Source organism: Cryobacterium gelidum (assembly GCF_004403985.1).
Classification (GTDB): domain Bacteria; phylum Actinomycetota; class Actinomycetes; order Actinomycetales; family Microbacteriaceae; genus Cryobacterium; species Cryobacterium gelidum.
The window spans coordinates 55,888-73,504 of sequence record NZ_SOHL01000009.1 but is presented as its reverse complement, the minus strand read 5'-3'; the positions used below and the strand labels follow the sequence as shown (position 1 = coordinate 73,504).

Here is a 17,617-nt window from a genome sequence, read left to right as displayed (position 1 = left end):
GGCTGAATAATGGCTCTTTGATGAGACCGAGAATGCGCTATAAGCACATGTCATTATTCTACAAGCGGTCAGCCCACTCGTGCCGGTTAGGGTGGCCTAACGCTGCATCGAAGGTGGTATGTGTGTGTCGGCGCGCACGGCCAGGCGCTCGTCGACAGCCTGCTCATAGTAGTCGACCAGTTCGGCGCAGACCGTCGGCCAGGAGCGCCCCAGTACAGCGCGACGCCCGGCTTCGCCCATGCGTGCACGCAGCATGGGGTCACGCACGAGGCGGCACACCCAGTGCCGCAGATCGCGGTCGTCGTCGGGGCGAAACAGGTAGCCGTTCTCGCCGTGCGCCACGAGGTCGATCGGACCGCCCGCGTGCGGGGCCACCACGGGCAGCCCGGCGGCGTGCGCCTCTTGAATGGTCTGACCGAAGGTCTCCTCGGTGCCCGCGTGCACGAACACGTCAAAGCTCGCGTAGGCGACGGCGAGTTCGCGGCCGGAGAGTCGTCCCAGCCAGGTGACCGGCAGATCCGCGAGGGCACGCTGTATCGACGGAACGCTGGGCCCGTCACCGACGAGGGCCAAACGGATGCCCGAAATCCCGCGCAGCGCACGCAGCCGCTCCACCTGCTTCTCCGGAGCCATTCGACCGACATACCCGACGATCACGTCGCGAGCGGCGCCCTCGGCGTGCGGAGCACGCGGGAGCGGCGCAATTCGTTCCCGCAGTGCCGTGACCGCCGGATCGTTCTTCAGGTTCGGGTGGAACCCCGTAAGGTCGACGCCGCGGGTCCACAGGGCCAGCCGCGGCACGCCGAGGCGCAGCAGCGCCGCCATCGACGACGATGACGGCACCAGGGTGCGGGTGGCGCCCTCGTGCACCCATTTCACAAATCGCCAGGCCAGCGCGGCGGCGGGGCCGAGATGATTTCGGTGAGCGTAGCCGGCGACATCCGTTTGAAAAATCGCCACAGAGGGAATGTCGAGCCGGTTGGCCGCACTGATGCCCTGGGCCCCGAGCAGAAACGGCGACGCGGCATGCAACACATCGGGGCGAAAATCGGCGAGCAGCTTCTGCACCTGAGGACTCGGCATGCCGACCGGAAACTCGCGGTAGTTGAACGCGGAGACGGTGTGCACCGGAAATCCGGCATATTCGGCCGGAGCGCCGGCGGGCGCGATGACCATGGCGTCGTGTCCGGTGGCGGCCAGGTGCTCCAGAACCTTGCAGACACTGGTGGTCACCCCGCTGATGGTGGGGAGAAAACTTTCGCTGATGACTGCGATCCGCATGATTGGAGACTAGGTAACGGGCATTGCCGCCGGGTGACCGGCGCATGAACAGTCGTGTCGGGGCCGCCCGATAGTCTGGACCAATGATTACGTCCAGTGAGCCCATCGACCGCCTGTACAGCGTGATTCCCGCCGGCGGCATCGGCTCCCGTCTGTGGCCGCTGTCACGAGCGGACGCCCCCAAATTTCTGCACGACCTCACCGGCTCGGGCCAGACGCTGCTGCGCGACACCTGGGATCGTCTCGTTCCGCTCTCGAGCGAGCAGCGCATCATGGTCGTCACCGGGCGTGCCCACCGCTCCGCCGTCGAACAGCAGTTGCCCGAACTGGCCGACCCGAACGTCGTGCTCGAGAGCGAACCACGCGACTCGACCGCCGCAATCGGCCTCGCGGCGGCTATCTTGCAGCTGCGCGAACCCGGAGTGATCATTGGATCGTTCCCGGCGGACCAGGTCATCAAGGGCGACGCCCTGTTCCGCTCGGCCGTGACGGAGGCGGTGGCCGCGGCGGATGCTGGCTATATCGTCACGATCGGCATCCGGCCGACCGAAGCCGCGATCGGCTTCGGCTACATCAAGAGCGCCGCCGCGCTGGCGGTCGATGGCGCCCCGACCGCACTGGCCGTCGACTCCTTCGTGGAGAAGCCGATCCCCGAGGTCGCTGAACGGTACCTCGCCGATGGCAATTACCTGTGGAACGCGGGGATCTTCATCGCCCGCGCCGACCGCTTGCTGGCCGAGATCGCGTCGACTGAGCCCGCGTTGCACGCCGGGCTCATGAGGCTCGCCGAGGCATGGGACACCCCGGCCCGCGGCGCCGTGGTCGATCAGGTCTGGCCGACCCTCAAGAAGATCGCCATTGACTATTCGGTCGCTGAACCGGCCGCCGCGGCCGGCAAGCTCGTGGTGATTCCCGGCCAGTTCGACTGGGACGACGTCGGCGACTTCGCGTCGATCGCCAAGCTGCATTCCGGCGGCCGCAAGTCCAACCTCGCCATCCTCGGCGACGGTGCCCGGGTGCTCGCCGACTCGTCGAGCGGCATCGTGGTCAGCCACACCGGTCGTATGATCGCGCTCATCGGTGTCGAAGATATCGTCGTCATTGACACCCCGGATGCCCTGCTGGTCACGACGAGCGCGAACGCCCAAAAGGTCAAGGCGGTTGTCGACGCGCTCAAGCTGTCCGGTTCCAGCGACGTGCTCTAGCCCAGTTCTGGCTAGAATTCCAGTTCATGATTAAGGGAGTGTCAATGCGTCGCTTGATTGCTGTTTCTGCCCTCGCGGTATCCGCTGTGCTGCTGGCCGGTTGCGCGCAGGCGCCGACACCCACCGCGACAACGGATGCGACGGCGCCGGACTATTGCGCCCGCATGGTCACGAACTCGGGTGGGCTCGATGACCGCTCATTCAACCAGTCCAGCTGGGAGGGGCTGCAGGAGGCGGCGACGAAGTACAACATCGACACCGAGGCGATCGTGTCGACGTCGGAGACCGACCTGGCGCCCAACGTGAGTCAGGCCGTCGCGACCGGATGCCAGTTCGTCCTCACCGTCGGCTTCGAACTCGCCGACGCCACCCTCGCCGAGGCGACCGCCAACCCCGACGTGCACTTCGCGATCGTCGACGAAGTCGTCGACGCGCCCAACGTGAAACCGATCGTCTTCGACACGGCCCAGGCCGCGTTTCTAGCCGGCTACCTCGCCGCCGGCGTGAGCAAGACCGGCATTGTGGCCACCTTCGGTGGCGGCAACCAGCCGCCTGTCACCCTGTTCATGGACGGCTTTGTCGACGGCGTCGCCATGTACAACGACAAGCACAAAGTTGCCGTGCAGGTGCTCGGCTGGAACAAGGACACCCAGGACGGCAGTTTCACGGGCGACTTCGAGGACGTCAACAAGGGGAAGGCTCTCGCCCAGTCGTTCATCGACCTGGGCGCCGACATCATCCTGCCGGTGGCGGGCCAGGTGGGGCAGGGCGCAGCGGCTGCTGCGATCGAGACCCCGGGCGTCTCCATTATTTGGGTCGACAACGACGGATACGTCACCCTGCCGGCCCAGTTTCAGTCGGTCGTGCTCACCAGCGTGCTGAAAAATACGTCGGCGGCGGTCGTGGAAGCGATCGGAGCCGACCTGGACGGTAACTTCGACAATGCGCCGTTCGTCGGCACGCTCGAAAACGGCGGCGTCGAAATCGCTGACTTCCATGATCAGTCCGCCCTGGTCTCGGTGGAATTGGTCGGCGAAATCGAGCAGATACGGTCCGCGATCATAGCGGGGATCATCACCGTGACGGGCCCGAGTTCGCCCCAATAGCGGGAGATTCGGTTCCACAATGTCGCGGCTTGGTAACGACTCGGTCGCGCACCCACATTGCTCATCTGCGCAGCGCCAGATTGGGTAACGTGGATCGCATCACGCCCGTGCGATCGCGCTGGGCAGCACACTGGAGGCCCTCTTGACAATTTCGTCCCGTAAGACCGTACTTGCCGGTCTTGCCATCTTCGGTACCGTGGCGATGCTCGCCGCCTGTGCTCAAGCGCCCGCAACCACCGACGGCACCAACGCCGCCGCCGCCAGCGACTTCCTGCCCTGCATGGTGTCCGACGAGGGCGGATTCGACGACCAGTCCTTCAACCAGCTCGGCTTCGAGGGCCTCACCGCGGCCTCCACCGAACTTGGCGTGACGCCGAAAACTGTTGAATCCGCAGCGGAGACCGACTACCAGTCGAACGTTCAGAACCTGGTCGACCAGGGCTGCAACCTCATCGTGACGGTCGGTTTCAACCTCGCCGCCGCCACCGTGGAGTCGGCTCTGGCCAACCCCGAAGTGAATTACGCCATCATCGACAACGATGCCGACCTGGATTTCAACGGCAAGGTTGACGCGCCGAACATCAAGCCCATTCTGTTCGACACGGCACCGGCCGGATTCATGGCCGGTTATGCCGCTGCCGGATACAGCAAGACCGCCGTCGTAGGTACCTATGGCGGATTGCAGATCCCCCCGGTCACCATTTTCATGGACGGCTTCGCTGACGGCGTCGCATACTACAACGACCAGAACGGCACCTCCGTTCAGACGATCGGCTGGGACGTCGCCTCGCAGACCGGATCGTTCACCGGTGGCTTCGCGGCCGGCGTCGAATCGCTCGCCAAGGCCCAGGCCCTGATCGACCAGAATGCTGACGTGCTCCTGCCCGTTGGTGGACCGATCTTCCTGAGCGCTATCGAAGCGATCAAGAGCTCGGGTAAGGACATCGCCATGGTCGGTGTTGACGCCGACCTGTTCGAGACCAACCCCGCCGACTCCGGTGTGTTCCTCACCAGCATCCTGAAGGACATCAAGCTCGCCGTGTCCGACGTTGTGACGGCATCCGGATCCGGTACGTTCGACGCGACCGCCTACGTTGGAACCCTCGATAATGAAGGCGTGGGCATCGCACCGTTCCACGACTTCGAGTCCAAGGTTCCCGCGTCGATGATCGACGACGTCGACGCCATCAAGGCCGGCATCATCGACGGTTCGATCACGGTCGAATCGCCCGCTTCGCCCAAGCAGTAATAGGCTCATGGAAATGGGGAGGCCGAGTATTCGGCCTCCCCATTTCATGTCCCTCGTGCAGTCCCGCATGCTCGACCCAAGAATTCAGGATGAATGAAGCTCGAACTTCGCGGCATCACCAAGCGCTTTGGTGCGCTGGTCGCCAACAACAACATCTCCCTCACCGTCGAGTCGGGTGAAATTCATGCCCTTTTGGGTGAGAATGGCGCTGGCAAGTCCACCTTGATGAATGTCTTGTACGGCCTGTATAACGCCGAAGAAGGCGATATTCTGCTGGACGACGTGGTGCAGAAGTTTGCTGGCCCTGGCGACGCCATGAACGCGGGAATCGGCATGGTGCACCAGCACTTCATGCTCGTCCCGGTGTTCACCGTCGCTGAGAATGTCGTGCTCGGCCACGAGCAAACCACCTTCGGCGGCCGCCTCGACCTGAGCGCGGCCCGGGCCAAGGTGCGCGAGATCTCTGACCGTTTCGGCTTCGACATCGACCCCGACGCCCTGATCGAGGACCTGCCGGTCGGTGTGCAGCAGCGAGTGGAGATTATCAAGGCGCTGTCTCAGGATGCGAAGGTGCTGGTCTTTGACGAACCGACCGCCGTGCTCACTCCGCAAGAAACCGACGAGCTCATGATCATCATGCGACAGCTCGCCGAGTCCGGCACCTCGATCGTGTTCATCACGCACAAACTGCGGGAGGTGCGCGCCGTCGCCGACCGTATCACCGTCATCCGCTTGGGAACCGTCGTCGGTGAGGCGTCGCCGACCGCGACGAACGCGGAGCTGGCCTCGCTCATGGTCGGCCGCGCCGTCGAGCTGACGGTGCACAAGAACGCCCCCGAACTGCGCGGAACCGCCCTGTCGGTGAAAAACCTCTCGGTGATCGACTCCCGCAACCAGATCGTCGTCAACAGTGTGAGCTTCGACGTGCAGGCCGGTGAAGTGCTCGCCATCGCCGGCGTGCAGGGCAACGGCCAAACCGAGCTGACCGAAGCCCTGCTGGGGCTGCAGCAGCACGTCACGGGGTTGATCGAACTCGACGGGAAACCGTTGCGCGGCTACAGCGTGCGGCACATTCTTGATTCAGGAGTCGGGTTCGTGCCCGAAGACCGCACGGAAGACGGCCTGATCGCCGACTTCAGCATCGCCGAGAACCTCATGCTCGACCGCAGTTCCGGGGCTCCGTTCGTGAAGGCCGGCAACCTGCAGCTGGGATTCCGGGCTCAGTTCGCCGCGGAGAAGATTGCGGAATTCGATATTCGGTCGCAGGGCAGTGAGATGGAGGCCGGCCGGCTGTCCGGCGGCAACCAACAGAAGGTCGTACTCGCGCGGGAACTGAGCCGAGAACTGCGATTGTTCGTGGCGGCGCAGCCGACTCGGGGGCTCGATGTCGGGTCGATCGAATTCGTGCACACGCGCATCATCGAAACCCGGGACTCCGGCATTCCGGTGATCGTTGTATCCACCGAGCTCGACGAGGTCGTCGCTCTCGCAGACCGCATCGCGGTGATGTATCGAGGAGAAATCGTGGGAATCGTGCCCGGTAACACCCCCCGCGCCACGCTCGGCCTCATGATGGCCGGCGAACACGCCCCGGCGACGGAGTCCGGACTGTGAGCGCCACGACGACCACTGCGCCGGCGGGCCGTGACAGCAGGATGGACGGTTCTGAGCGCTGGATCCAGACGCTGCGTGACATCACCGGCGGCAGCGCCATGATCTCCGTCCTTGCTGTCCTCTTCGCGCTCGTGGTCGGCGCCATACTGATCGCGTTCACCAATGAACGCGTACAGGAGACCGCCGGATACTTCTTCTCGCGTCCGACCGACCTGCTTCGAGCCGTCTGGGACGCTGTCGCGGGGGCGTACTCCGCCCTGTTCCAGGGCTCGATTTACAACTTCCGCGCCACGAACTTTCTCACCGCGATTCGCCCATTGACCGAGACTCTCACCTTCGCTACCCCGCTGATCGCGGCCGGTCTCGGTGTCGGACTCGCTTTCCGGGTCGGCATGTTCAACATCGGTGGCCGCGGGCAGATGCTCATCGCTGCCGGGGCCGCAGGGTGGGTTGCCTTCGCGGTGGAGCTGCCCGCTGGCATCCATTTGATCGTTGCCATTCTGGCCGGACTGCTCGGCGGCGCCATCTGGGGCGGAATCGTGGGCCTGCTCAAGGCGCGTACCGGAGCCCACGAGGTGATCGTCACGATCATGCTCAACTTTGTGGCCCTCTATCTCATTCAGTTCCTGCTGCGCACCCCGGGCGCCCTGCAGGCTCCAGGGAGCAACAACCCGAAGACCCCGGCCATGGCGGCCACCGCGGTGTTTCCCGACCTGTTCGGGCCGAGGTACAACCTGCACGCCGGTTTTCTCACGGTCGTCGCGGCCACGATTTTCGTCTGGTGGCTGCTGAGTCGCTCCAACCTCGGGTTTCAGTTTCGCGCCGTCGGGCAGAACCCGAGCGCGGCTCGGGTGGCCGGTATCAACGTGAAGAACGTCTACCTGTATGCGATGGCCATCTCGGGCGCGCTCGTGGGCCTGGCCGGCATCAATCAGGTGCTCGGCACGGTGACCACCGGGTTCGGGTCCGGCATCGATGCTGGTATCGGCTTCGACGCCATCACCGTCGCCCTGCTCGGTCGTTCAAAACCCTGGGGTATCTTCGCCGCCGGCATCCTCTTCGGTGCATTCAAAGCCGGTGGGTTCGCCATGCAGGCTGCTGAGGGTGTGCCGATCGATATCGTCGTGGTCGTGCAGGCTCTTATCGTGCTGTTCATCGCGGCCCCGCCGCTGGTGCGCGCCATGTTCCACCTGCCCACACCCGGCACCTCCAGGAAACCCAAAATTCGCGCTGTCAAGACGCGCCAGACCAACGAGGTGGTGGCGAAATGAGCACTCTCACACAGAGCTCCGCTCCGGCTTCGACCCCGATCGTGAAGCCAGCGGCGCAGATTCGCAGTTGGAAGATTCCGATCACCTTCGGCAGCTTCGCCGTGCTGTCGCTGTTTCTGTTCGTCGTGCTCGGGCGCGGCCTGCGCGGTGAACTCAGCACCTTCCGCCTGTCCGAAGGACGCGACCTGATCCAACTGCCCGAGGTTGCCCTGCCGACCTTCGCTACCGGCGTGTTCGTCGCCGTCGTCCTCGTGCTCATGGCCGCGGCGTCGGCCTGGCTGGTCTACCGTCATACCAAGATTCCGATCGTGTTGACCATCCTGTTCGCGCTTCTGTTCCTGGTCGGATTTCTGGCTTGGGCGGCGTCCGGCTCCACGATTCCGGTGCCCGGACTGCTGATCGGAACGGTCACCCTGAGCGCACCGCTCATCTTCGGCGCCCTTGGGGGGGTGCTCTCAGAACGTGCCGGCGTCGTCAACGTGGCCATTGAGGGTCAGCTGCTGGCCGGAGCTTTTAGCTCGGCCGTTGTGGCCTCCGCCACGGGCAACCCCTACCTCGGCCTGCTAGCGGCCATGGTCGCCGGTGCGCTCGTGTCGATGGTGCTGGCCGCCTTCGTCCTCAAATACCTCGTCGATCAGGTCATCGTCGGTGTCGTGCTCAACGTGCTCGTGATCGGCCTGACCAGTTTTCTCTACTCGCAGGTGCTCGCGCCGAGCGCCAACCTCAACTCTCCGGATGTCTTTCCCCGGCTCAACGTTCCGTTCCTCAGCGAAATCCCCATCATCGGTCCGGTGCTGTTTCGCCAGACCATCATCGTCTACGTCATGTACGTCGCGATTGCCCTGGTGTATTTCGGTCTGTTTCGCACGAAGTGGGGCCTGCGCGTGCGGGCCGTGGGTGAGCATCCGCAGGCCGCCGACACGGTCGGCATCAACGTCAACCGCACACGCTTCATCGCCGTCACCCTGGGCGGCGTCATCTCCGGTTTCGGCGGCGCATACTTCACGCTCGGCGCGGTCGGTGCGTTCAACAAAGAAATGACCAACGGCATGGGCTTCATCGCCCTGGCCGCGGTGATCTTCGGCCAATGGCATCCGATCAAGGCCACCCTCGCGGCGCTTCTGTTCGGCTTCGCAACCAACCTGCAAAACGTGCTGGGCATCATCGGCTCGCCCGTTCCGAGCGAATTCATGCTCATGTTGCCCTACGTCGTGACGATCTTCGCCGTCGCCGGGTTCGTCGGCCGCTCGCGGGCGCCTGCCGCCGACGGAAAGCCGTACATCAAGTGAGCACGGTGACCGTCGACTGGGCCGCGCTGCGCGAGGTCGCCCTGGCCGCCATGAAGACCGCCTACGTGCCGTACTCGAAGTTTCCGGTCGGCGTTGCCGCGCTCGTCACAGACGGGCGGATCATCAGCGGATGCAACGTGGAGAACGCCTCCTACGGCCTCACCCTCTGCGCGGAGTGCGGTCTGGTCTCGGCGCTGCATCGAAGCGGTGGCGGCCAGCTCGTCGCGTTCACCTGCGTCGACGGCAACGGCGGCATTCTCATGCCGTGCGGTCGCTGCCGACAGCTGCTCTACGAACACTCCGCGCCGGGCATGTTGCTCGAAACCGTGTCGGGGGTCAAGACCATCGACGAAGTGCTTCCGGATGCCTTCGGACCGCGGCAACTCGCCGACTACCGCGCAGTCACCGCTTCCTAAGGAGTCTCACATGACCGCCATCGAAGCGTTTGACGCCGTCGACCTCATTCACACCAAGCGCGATCGCGGCGAACTCAGCGAGCCGCAGATCAACTGGCTGATCGACGCATACACGCGCGGCTATGTCGGCGACGAGCAGATGGCCGCTATGACCATGGCAATCTTTCTGAACGGCATGAACCGTCACGAGATTCGCGCCCTCACCATGGCCATGCTCGCGAGCGGCGAGCGGATGAGCTTTGCCGGCCTCGGCAAGCCGACCACCGACAAGCACTCCACCGGCGGTGTCGGCGACAAGATCACCCTGCCGCTGATGCCGCTCGTCGCGGTGTTCGGGGCGGCCGTGCCGCAGCTCTCCGGCCGCGGCCTCGGCCACACCGGAGGTACCCTCGACAAGCTCGAGTCGATCCCGGGCTGGCGTGCCAACCTCACCAACGCCGAGATGCTCAAGCAGTTGCAGGAGATCGGCGGGGTGGTCTGCGCGGCCGGCAGCGGCCTGGCCCCGGCCGACGGCAAGCTCTACGCCCTGCGTGACATCACCGGCACGGTCGAGTCGATTCCGCTGATCGCGTCGTCCATCATGTCGAAGAAGATCGCCGAGGGCACCAGCGCACTCGTGCTCGACGTCAAGTACGGCTCCGGCGCCTTCCTGAAAGACATCGAGCGGTCGCGGGAGTTGGCACGCACGATGGTGGAGCTCGGCGAAGATGCCGGGGTGGCGACATCCGCTTTGCTGACCAACATGAACGTGCCGCTGGGACGTGCGATCGGGAACGCCAACGAGGTGCGCGAGTCGGTCGAGGTACTCGCCGGCGGCGGCCCGGCCGACGTGGTGGAGCTCACCGTCGCCCTGGCGGCGGAGATGCTGTCCCTGGCCGGGATCACCGATGTCGATGTCGCGGCGGCCCTCACGGATGGCCGAGCGATGGACAAATGGCGTGCCGTGATTCGGGCGCAGGGCGGCGACCCGGATGCCGCGTTGCCGGTCGCGCGTGAGACTCACGTCGTGCTCGCCGAGCGGAGCGGCGTGCTGGTCGAACAGCAGGCCCTGCCGTTCGGCGTCGGCGCCTGGCGGCTCGGTGCGGGGCGGGCGCGCAAGCAGGATCCCGTGCAGCATGCCGCCGGAATCGACCTGCACGCCAAGCCGGGCGACACCGTCGTCAAGGGTCAGCCGCTGTTTACGCTCAGCGCCGATGAGCCCGAGCGGTTCGCACGGGCGCTTGCCGCCGTCGAGGGAGCCTGGCGCATCGGTGACCCGGGGGAGCGCGTGCAGGATGGCGGTCCGCTGATCGCGGAACGCATCGGGAGCCGCTAGCGGCGGCACGATCGCCGGCGGTCGCCTCTGCAAAGCGGCGCGTCAGGGCCGTGGCGCACCGTTGCGTCGGCGAAGCACACCCGATGCCTAAGCTGGGTACATGCAAACACGCACTCTTGGACGAACCGGCCACACTGTTTCCGTGATCGGGTTGGGAACCTGGCAGCTTGGGGGCGATTGGGGCGCCGTGACCGACGCCGATGGGGCCGCTGTACTCGCGGCATCCGTCGAAGCCGGAATCACCATCTTCGACACAGCGGATGTCTACGGTGACGGCCGCAGCGAGCGTCTGATCGGGCATTTTCTTGCGAACGACGCCTCAGGTGCTGAAATCATCGTCGCCACCAAAATGGGTCGCCGGGCCGAACAGCTGCCGGAGAATTTCGTGCTCGCCAATTTTCGCGAGTGGACCGACCGGTCGCGAACCAACCTCGGCATGGATACCCTCGACCTCGTGCAACTGCACTGCCCGCCGAGCGCGGTCTTTGAGTCCGACGAGGTGTACGACGCTCTCGACACCCTCGTCGACGAGGGCGTCATCAAGAACTATGGTGTGAGCGTGGAGACCTGCGACCAGGCCCTCGCTGCGATCAGCCACCCGGGCGTCGCAACGGTGCAGATCATCCTGAACGCTTTTCGGCTCAAGCCGCTCGATGAGGTGCTGCCCGCCGCGCGCGCTGCCGGGGTCGGCATCATCGCCCGGGTTCCGCTGGCCAGCGGGCTGCTCACCGGCAAATATTCCCGCGAGACCGTGTTCGCCGACAGCGACCACCGCAATTACAACCGAGACGGCAGCCATTTCGACGTCGGTGAGACCTTCTCCGGCGTCGACTTCGAGGTCGGTCTGCAGGCCGCCACCGAGTTCGCGGCCCTGGTTCCGGCCGGCCTCACCCCGGCGCAGGCCGCCTTGGCCTGGGTCGCCCAGATCGACGGTGTGAGCGCCGTGATTCCGGGAGCCCGCTCGGTCGCGCAGGCACAGGCAAATGCCGCTGCGGGCGTAGCCGAGCCGCTGAGCGTCGCGTTCAACGAGGCCGTGCAGGACATCTACGATCGGCTCCTGCGAAAGCAGATCCACCCGCGCTGGTGAGGCAGGGGCCCGCACCGGGCGGCCTCGGGCCAGGTGTCACCCGCCCGGTAGCGGCCAGCCTCGCCGACGTCCTCGGCGTCGGCACGCGCTGCCGCTGCCTGAGGCACACCTGACCAACGACCCCACTAGTGCCGATTCTGAGCAAATGTCATACGTGGACGCTTCACTTACCAAGGTATCCGCACGCTGCAAACTCCGGAGGGATATTGTGGACCCGCTCGGGCCAGCCCCCCATCGTGCATCCGAAAGCGCCTGATCAGTCGAGGTCTTCGTCCTCAGGCAGCGCGCTTTCCGGCTACGGCAGCCATCCGATTGTGCGCACGGGGGAAGAAAATTTGTTTTGAAAGTTACAATTCCGGATTGACCGCAGGCACTTGACAGTTCCTGACTTAACCGGTTGAGTTGGATTTACTGAACCGGTTCAGCAATGGAAATCGCTGGCCCGTCGTTGTAAGGAGGCAGGCGCATGGCGGTCACGATCAGCGACGTCGCTCGTGCGGCCGGCGTGAGCAAGGGTGCCGTCTCGTACGCGCTCAACGGCCGACCGGGCGTCAGTGACGTGACCCGCCAGCGCATCGTGGAGGCGGCGAAACAACTCGGTTGGAAGCCGAGCCTGCGCGCCAAGGGGTTCTCTTCATCCAAGGCCTATGCGTTGGGGCTCGTCGTCGCTCGTGATCTGAAGCTGCTGGGTACAGACCCGTTTTTCCCGGCCTTCATTGCCGGTATCGAATCCACCCTTTCGGAGCACGAGTACGCTTTGGTCCTCACCATAGCCACCGATCCCGACGCGGAAGAGCGTAGCTACCGCAAGCTCGTCGAGGGTGGACGGGTGGATGGCGTAATCCTCACCGACATGCGGAACGACGATTCCAGGATTGCTCTCCTGCGAGAACTCAAGCTTCCCGCAGTCACGCTGGAGCGTTCGGATACACCCTCCCCGTTTACTGCCCTGCGCACGGATGACACGGACGGAATCACGGCCGCCGTCGACCATCTCATTGGCCTGGGCCACACCCGCATTGCTCATGTCGGCGGAGCGCAGGCCTACGTTCACGGCCGCAGCCGCCGTCTGGCGTGGGAAAGGGCACTTTCCGCGGCCGGGTTGCCGGCTGACCTCTTCGCCGACGCCGACTTCACCGCGTCTGGGGGAGTCACCGCTACCGAAGCCTTGCTGCGCCGGCCCGATCGACCCACCGCTATCGTCTACGCCAACGACCTCATGGCCACCGCCGGGCAGTCGTTCGCCCTCACCCACGGATTCACCGTGCCAGGTGACTTATCCATTACCGGCTTCGATAATGCCGAATTTGCCCAGTATCTCAATCCACCGCTGACCACGATCTCGTCCGATCCGCTCAGGTGGGGCCGGTTGGCCGCGGCGGTTCTGCTTGACCAGCTCGCTGGCACCCACGACGGGCAGGATATCGTTCTTCCCCCGCCAAGGCTTCTGGTCCGAGGCTCCACCGGACCGGTCAGATTCAGCACAACCTAACGACCTGCACCAACACAGTCACTTTCCGAGGAGACGCAATGAAGCACATAAAAACCACTGCTCGACGACTCACCATGTCGGCCGTCGCCGTGGCGGGGAGTATGGTCTTGGCAGCCTGCAGTAGCGGGGGGAGTGATAGCAAGGACGCGAGCGGAGCACTCACCGCGACTGGCCCGATTAAGGTCTGGTACTCCAACAACGAGTTCGAAGTCCAGTGGGCCGAGAAAATGGTGGCCGACTGGAACAACGCCAACCCGGACGAACAGGTCACCGGCCAGCAAATCCCGGCCGGTAAGAGCAGCGAAGAAGTCATCGGCGCTGCCATCACCGCTGGCAACGCCCCTTGCCTGGTCTTCAATACCGCCCCGGTGGCCGTGCCTCAGTTCCAGAAGCAGGGCGGTCTGGTGGCATTGGATTCCTTCCCGGATGGTGCCGACTACCTCGCGGAGCGCACCGGGGACCTGACCGACCAGTATCAGTCCAGCGACGGCAAGACCTACCAGATGCCGTGGAAGTCGAACCCGGTAGTGCTGTTCTATAACAAGGACATCTTCACCGCGGCCGGCCTGGACGCCGAGAACCCGAAGCTGGCCACGCAGGCGGAATTCCTCGACACCGCACGGGCACTGGTGGAATCCGGCGCCGTACAGAACGCCATCTGGCCTTCCCCGGCCAGTGACTTCTTCCAATCGTGGTTCGACTTCTACCCGTTCTATGCGGCCAACTCCAATGGTGCCTCGCTGGTTGAGGACGGCAAGGCCACCTTCGACAGCGACGCGGGCAAGCAGGTGGCCACAATGTTCGAGACCCTCTACCAGGAGAACCTAGCTTCCAAAGAGGTGTACCAAGGCGACTCCTTTGCTGAGGGCAAGTCGGCCATGTCGCTGGCCGGTCCGTGGGCCATCAATGCTTACAAGGACGCGGTCAACTGGGGCGCCGTCGCGATCCCTGGCGCTGAGGCGCAGGATGACGGCTATACCTTCTCAGACGCCAAGAACATTGGCCTGTATTCCGCCTGCGAGAACCAGGGAACGGCCTGGGAGGTGCTGAAGTTCGCCACGAGCGAGGAGCAGGACGGAAGCCTTCTGGCCCTCACCGGACAGATGCCGATGCGCGAAGACCTGACCAGCACCTACGCCGACTACTTCGCCGCGAACCCGGCGTATGAGCAGTTCGCCGACCAGGCTGCTCGCACCGTTGAGGTTCCCAACGTTTCCAACTCGGTCGAGGTCTGGCAGACTTTCCGCACGGCCTACGCAGCATCCGTGGTCTTCGAAAACCAAAGCATTGACGAGGCCTTTCAGGATGCAGCCGAAAAAATTGATCAGCTCGTAGCGCAGAACTAACGGCGATTCCCATGTCACTCCGCACCGTCCAAGACAGCCCGGTCGGGGTAACGGCAAACCGGCAGCTGACGCGCCCCAGGAAGAAAACGTCTCCCTTGGGCCGTCAGCCGCTAGGGCTTCTGTTCAGCGCGCCGTACGTGGTGTACGTTCTGGGGGTCCTGGCGTTCCCGCTCGGCTATGCCGTTTACATCTCGTTCCACGATTACTTCTTCACCGCCCCCGGGGTGCAGGTCGACCGGCCGTTCGTCGGGTTGGACAACTACGTCACGATCTTGTCCGACCCCGCCGTGCAACGCTCTTTCCTCAACATTCTGATTTTTCTGGTCATCAACGTTCCGCTCACGGTGGGCCTGTCGCTGATCCTGGCCAACGCCCTCAACCGGGTGACGAGGCTGCGGACGTTCTTTCGTGTGAGCTACTTCGTGCCCTACATCACGGCCAGTGTCGCCGTCGTTGGCGTGTGGCTGTTCCTCTTCCAGGAGAACGGTCTGGTCAACGTCCTGCTCGGTCCGTTGGCCCCCGACCCATCTTGGTTGGTTAGCTCCTGGCTGGCGATGCCCACCGTAGCGCTGTATGTGACCTGGAAACAGCTGGGATTCTTCATCCTGCTCTATCTGGCCGCGCTGCAGAACATCCCGGAAGAACTCTACGAATCTGCCTCGGTAGACGGCGCAAACAAATGGGCGCAATTCTGGAACATCACCGTCCCCGGCGTGCGCTCGGCCAGCGTGCTGGTCACCCTCCTCGCCACCATTACCGGTGCCAATCTGTTCACGGAACCCTACCTACTCACCGGAGGCGGCGGGCCGGACGGTGCATCTAGCTCTCCGGTATTCCTGATGTACCAAAAGGGGATCCTGCAGGGAAACCCGGATGTTGCGGCCGCGCTGGGCGTCGTGCTGGTACTCGGTGTGCTGCTGGTCGCTTTGATTCAGAAACGCCTTGTCGGCGGGAAGGAGGACTGAAATGGCACGGTTTAAGCCTCACCAAGAAAAAACTGAGAAACGCCGGAACCTGACAGTTGGCAGTTTTCTGATGCTCGCCGTCGGCGCCTTCGTGTTCCTCTTCCCGTTCTACTACATGCTCATCGGCTCGCTGCAGGCCTCACCAGACACGTCGGTGGCCGGCGCCTTCCCCAATCCGGCCAATCTCAGTTTGGAAAACTACACCGAGATCAACGACCGGATAAGCCTGCTAATCGGCTTGATGAACTCGGGCATTTTCACCGGCGGCGTCATCCTGTGCACCGTGGTGTTCGGCCTTCTGGTGGGCTATGCTCTGGCGCAGATGCAGTTCCGGGGCCGCGGTGTGGTGTTCGGCATGATGCTGCTAGTACAGATGATCCCGTTCCAGCTGCTACTCATCCCGCTGTATGTGATGATCGCGCGCGACTACGGTCTCGCCGACAGCTACCTCGGCATGATCCTGCCGTTCGCCATCAACTCCACCGCGGTATTCGTATTCCGGCAGTACTTCCTGCAGCTGCCCGCGAGCCTGTTCGAGGCGGCCCGGATCGATGGCGCCAGCGAGCTTCGGATTCTGTGGCAGATCGCCATCCCACTGGTGCGCCCCGCTATCGTCACGGCCATCCTGCTGACTTTCATCGGCCCCTGGAACGAGTTCTTATGGCCATTCCTGATCACGAAAGACGCGGCCCTTCAGCCGCTGGCCGTCTCACTGGCCAACTACATCTCCAACATCGCGGCGACAGCCTCCAACCCGTTCGGGGCCATCCTGGCCGGTGCCTGTGTGCTCGCAGCACCTGCCATCGCGTTGTTCATTTTCTTCCAGCGTCAATTCATTTCCAACAATCTCGGATCCAGCGTAAAGGGCTAACTGACACATGAACTCCGCAGCAACATCTGCATTGCCAACCGTTCCGTTCACACTCACCCGCGCCGGCGTCATCATGACGCCGGAAGAGGGCAACGACCTCGAGGCCGAGGGCGTGCTAAACCCGGCCAGCGGCCGTGGCCCCGACGGCGTGCTCTACCTCCTGCCACGGCTGGTGGCCAAGGGAAACGTCTCCCGGGTAGGGATCGCCAGGATCATCATCGGTGACGACGGCGTGCCCTCCGGCGTCGAGCGCGAAGGTACCGTACTCGCCCCTGACGAGGGCTGGGAACGCGGCCGGAATAATGCCGGTACCGAAGACCCGCGCGTCACCTGGGTGCCGTCCCTCGGCAGACACCTTATGACGTACGTGGCGTACGGGCCGATGGGGCCGCGCCTGGCCTTCGCCCACTCCGAGAACCTGCGCACTTGGGAACGCCTCGGCCCGTGTCTGTTCGAGTACAAAGCCGAGCTATCCCTAGACCTGAACCTGTTCCCGAACAAGGACGCGGTTTTCTTCCCTGAGCCGGTAAACGACCCAGACGGCGTCCCCTCCTACGCGATGCTGCACCGGCCCATGTGGGACCTGGGCTGGATCCGTGAGGGCGAGGGTGAGCATTTGCCCGCCGGTCTGACCGACAACCGCCCTGGCATCTGGATCTCCTACGTCGCCGTGACCGACGTGCAGGCGGACATCCGCAACCTGGTGCACATGGGCAAGCACAAGCTCGTCGCCCTGAGCGAGTATCCGTTCGAGGCGCTCAAGATCGGCGGTGGACCGGCGCCAATCCGGGTCGACGAGGGCTGGCTGCTCATCCACCACGGTGTCGCCGGGGCGCTGGAGAAGTCGGCGTTCGATCATCAGCAGAAGGTCAACTACGCCGCAGGCGCCATGATTCTCGACGCCGATGATCCTTCTATAGTGATCGCCCGCACTGACAAGCCGCTGCTGACGCCCGAAACCGAGGACGAAATTTCCGGCATCGTGCCGAACGTGGTGTTTCCGACGGCGATCGAAAAGATCGATGGCCAGTTGTTCGTGTTCTACGGCATGGCCGATTCCAAGATCGGTGTCGCCAAACTCGACCGGGTCTAGGTCTCATTAATCTGACC

At 64.0% G+C, this 17,617-nt stretch carries 15 protein-coding genes; 14 read left to right on the top strand and 1 reads right to left on the bottom strand.

Going from position 1 to position 17,617, the window contains the following annotated elements; genetic code table 11:
• Positions 1-96 precede the first annotated feature (96 nt).
• Positions 97-1,281, bottom strand: a complete 1,185-nt coding sequence (locus tag E3T50_RS05650) for a glycosyltransferase family 4 protein (RefSeq protein WP_134550982.1) — start codon at positions 1,279-1,281, stop codon at positions 97-99.
• An 83-nt stretch (positions 1,282-1,364) separates the two neighbouring features.
• Here E3T50_RS05650 and E3T50_RS05645 point away from each other — a divergent pair, with 83 nt between their 5' ends.
• From E3T50_RS05645 to E3T50_RS05580, 14 genes are all read left to right on the top strand, one after another.
• Entirely contained in the window at positions 1,365-2,486 is a 1,122-nt protein-coding gene (locus E3T50_RS05645; RefSeq protein WP_134550981.1) for a mannose-1-phosphate guanylyltransferase, read from the top strand.
• 44 nt (positions 2,487-2,530) lie between these two features.
• Complete coding sequence (locus E3T50_RS05640) at positions 2,531-3,592, top strand: BMP family lipoprotein (RefSeq protein WP_134550980.1); 1,062 nt, start codon at positions 2,531-2,533, stop codon at positions 3,590-3,592.
• Positions 3,593-3,734: 142 nt separating this feature from the next.
• Positions 3,735-4,841 carry a BMP family lipoprotein gene (locus tag E3T50_RS05635; protein WP_134550979.1) on the top strand — a complete coding sequence of 369 codons (1,107 nt, stop codon included), beginning with the start codon at positions 3,735-3,737 and terminating at the stop codon, positions 4,839-4,841.
• A gap of 93 nt (positions 4,842-4,934) precedes the next feature.
• The gene (locus tag E3T50_RS05630) at positions 4,935-6,455 is read left to right on the top strand and encodes an ABC transporter ATP-binding protein (protein WP_134550978.1); all 1,521 of its coding nucleotides are present in this window, start codon (positions 4,935-4,937) and stop codon (positions 6,453-6,455) included.
• Positions 6,452-7,726 carry an ABC transporter permease gene (locus E3T50_RS05625; protein WP_420898719.1) on the top strand — a complete coding sequence of 425 codons (1,275 nt, stop codon included), beginning with the start codon at positions 6,452-6,454 and terminating at the stop codon, positions 7,724-7,726. Before E3T50_RS05630 ends, E3T50_RS05625 begins: the two co-directional genes overlap by 4 nt.
• A complete protein-coding gene (locus E3T50_RS05620; RefSeq protein ID WP_134550977.1) occupies positions 7,723-9,015 on the top strand; it encodes an ABC transporter permease in 1,293 nt (430 codons plus the stop codon). Before E3T50_RS05625 ends, E3T50_RS05620 begins: the two co-directional genes overlap by 4 nt.
• A gap of 5 nt (positions 9,016-9,020) precedes the next feature.
• A complete protein-coding gene (locus E3T50_RS05615) occupies positions 9,021-9,431 on the top strand; it encodes a cytidine deaminase (protein ID WP_134551047.1) in 411 nt (136 codons plus the stop codon).
• Positions 9,432-9,441: 10 nt separating this feature from the next.
• On the top strand, positions 9,442-10,746 hold the full coding sequence (locus E3T50_RS05610) for a thymidine phosphorylase (protein WP_134550976.1): 1,305 nt from the start codon (positions 9,442-9,444) through the stop codon (positions 10,744-10,746).
• A gap of 100 nt (positions 10,747-10,846) precedes the next feature.
• The gene (locus E3T50_RS05605; RefSeq protein WP_134550975.1) at positions 10,847-11,833 is read left to right on the top strand and encodes an aldo/keto reductase; all 987 of its coding nucleotides are present in this window, start codon (positions 10,847-10,849) and stop codon (positions 11,831-11,833) included.
• 466 nt (positions 11,834-12,299) lie between these two features.
• Positions 12,300-13,325, top strand: a complete 1,026-nt coding sequence (locus tag E3T50_RS05600; RefSeq protein ID WP_134550974.1) for a LacI family DNA-binding transcriptional regulator — start codon at positions 12,300-12,302, stop codon at positions 13,323-13,325.
• A gap of 38 nt (positions 13,326-13,363) precedes the next feature.
• Complete coding sequence (locus tag E3T50_RS05595) at positions 13,364-14,671, top strand: extracellular solute-binding protein (RefSeq protein WP_134550973.1); 1,308 nt, start codon at positions 13,364-13,366, stop codon at positions 14,669-14,671.
• 11 nt (positions 14,672-14,682) lie between these two features.
• The gene (locus E3T50_RS05590) at positions 14,683-15,636 is read left to right on the top strand and encodes a carbohydrate ABC transporter permease (protein ID WP_134550972.1); all 954 of its coding nucleotides are present in this window, start codon (positions 14,683-14,685) and stop codon (positions 15,634-15,636) included.
• A 70-nt stretch (positions 15,637-15,706) separates the two neighbouring features.
• On the top strand, positions 15,707-16,507 hold the full coding sequence (locus E3T50_RS05585; RefSeq protein WP_241990787.1) for a carbohydrate ABC transporter permease: 801 nt from the start codon (positions 15,707-15,709) through the stop codon (positions 16,505-16,507).
• Positions 16,508-16,514: 7 nt separating this feature from the next.
• Entirely contained in the window at positions 16,515-17,600 is a 1,086-nt protein-coding gene (locus tag E3T50_RS05580) for a glycoside hydrolase family 130 protein (protein ID WP_134550970.1), read from the top strand.
• Positions 17,601-17,617: the final 17 nt, after the last annotated feature.

What these genes read in the sequence shown, in the direction of transcription:
- E3T50_RS05590 (WP_134550972.1), top strand. Translation starts at nt 14,683, where the DNA reads ATGTCACTCCGCACCGTCCAAGACAGCCCGGTCGGGGTAACGGCAAAC.
- E3T50_RS05620 (WP_134550977.1), top strand. Translation starts at nt 7,723, where the DNA reads ATGAGCACTCTCACACAGAGCTCCGCTCCGGCTTCGACCCCGATCGTG.
- E3T50_RS05610 (WP_134550976.1), top strand. Translation starts at nt 9,442, where the DNA reads ATGACCGCCATCGAAGCGTTTGACGCCGTCGACCTCATTCACACCAAG.
- E3T50_RS05650 (WP_134550982.1), bottom strand. Translation starts at nt 1,281, where the DNA reads ATGCGGATCGCAGTCATCAGCGAAAGTTTTCTCCCCACCATCAGCGGG.
- E3T50_RS05630 (WP_134550978.1), top strand. Translation starts at nt 4,935, where the DNA reads ATGAAGCTCGAACTTCGCGGCATCACCAAGCGCTTTGGTGCGCTGGTC.
- E3T50_RS05585 (WP_241990787.1), top strand. Translation starts at nt 15,707, where the DNA reads ATGCTCGCCGTCGGCGCCTTCGTGTTCCTCTTCCCGTTCTACTACATG.
- E3T50_RS05640 (WP_134550980.1), top strand. Translation starts at nt 2,531, where the DNA reads ATGCGTCGCTTGATTGCTGTTTCTGCCCTCGCGGTATCCGCTGTGCTG.
- E3T50_RS05580 (WP_134550970.1), top strand. Translation starts at nt 16,515, where the DNA reads ATGAACTCCGCAGCAACATCTGCATTGCCAACCGTTCCGTTCACACTC.
- E3T50_RS05600 (WP_134550974.1), top strand. Translation starts at nt 12,300, where the DNA reads ATGGCGGTCACGATCAGCGACGTCGCTCGTGCGGCCGGCGTGAGCAAG.
- E3T50_RS05645 (WP_134550981.1), top strand. Translation starts at nt 1,365, where the DNA reads ATGATTACGTCCAGTGAGCCCATCGACCGCCTGTACAGCGTGATTCCC.
- E3T50_RS05605 (WP_134550975.1), top strand. Translation starts at nt 10,847, where the DNA reads ATGCAAACACGCACTCTTGGACGAACCGGCCACACTGTTTCCGTGATC.
- E3T50_RS05595 (WP_134550973.1), top strand. Translation starts at nt 13,364, where the DNA reads ATGAAGCACATAAAAACCACTGCTCGACGACTCACCATGTCGGCCGTC.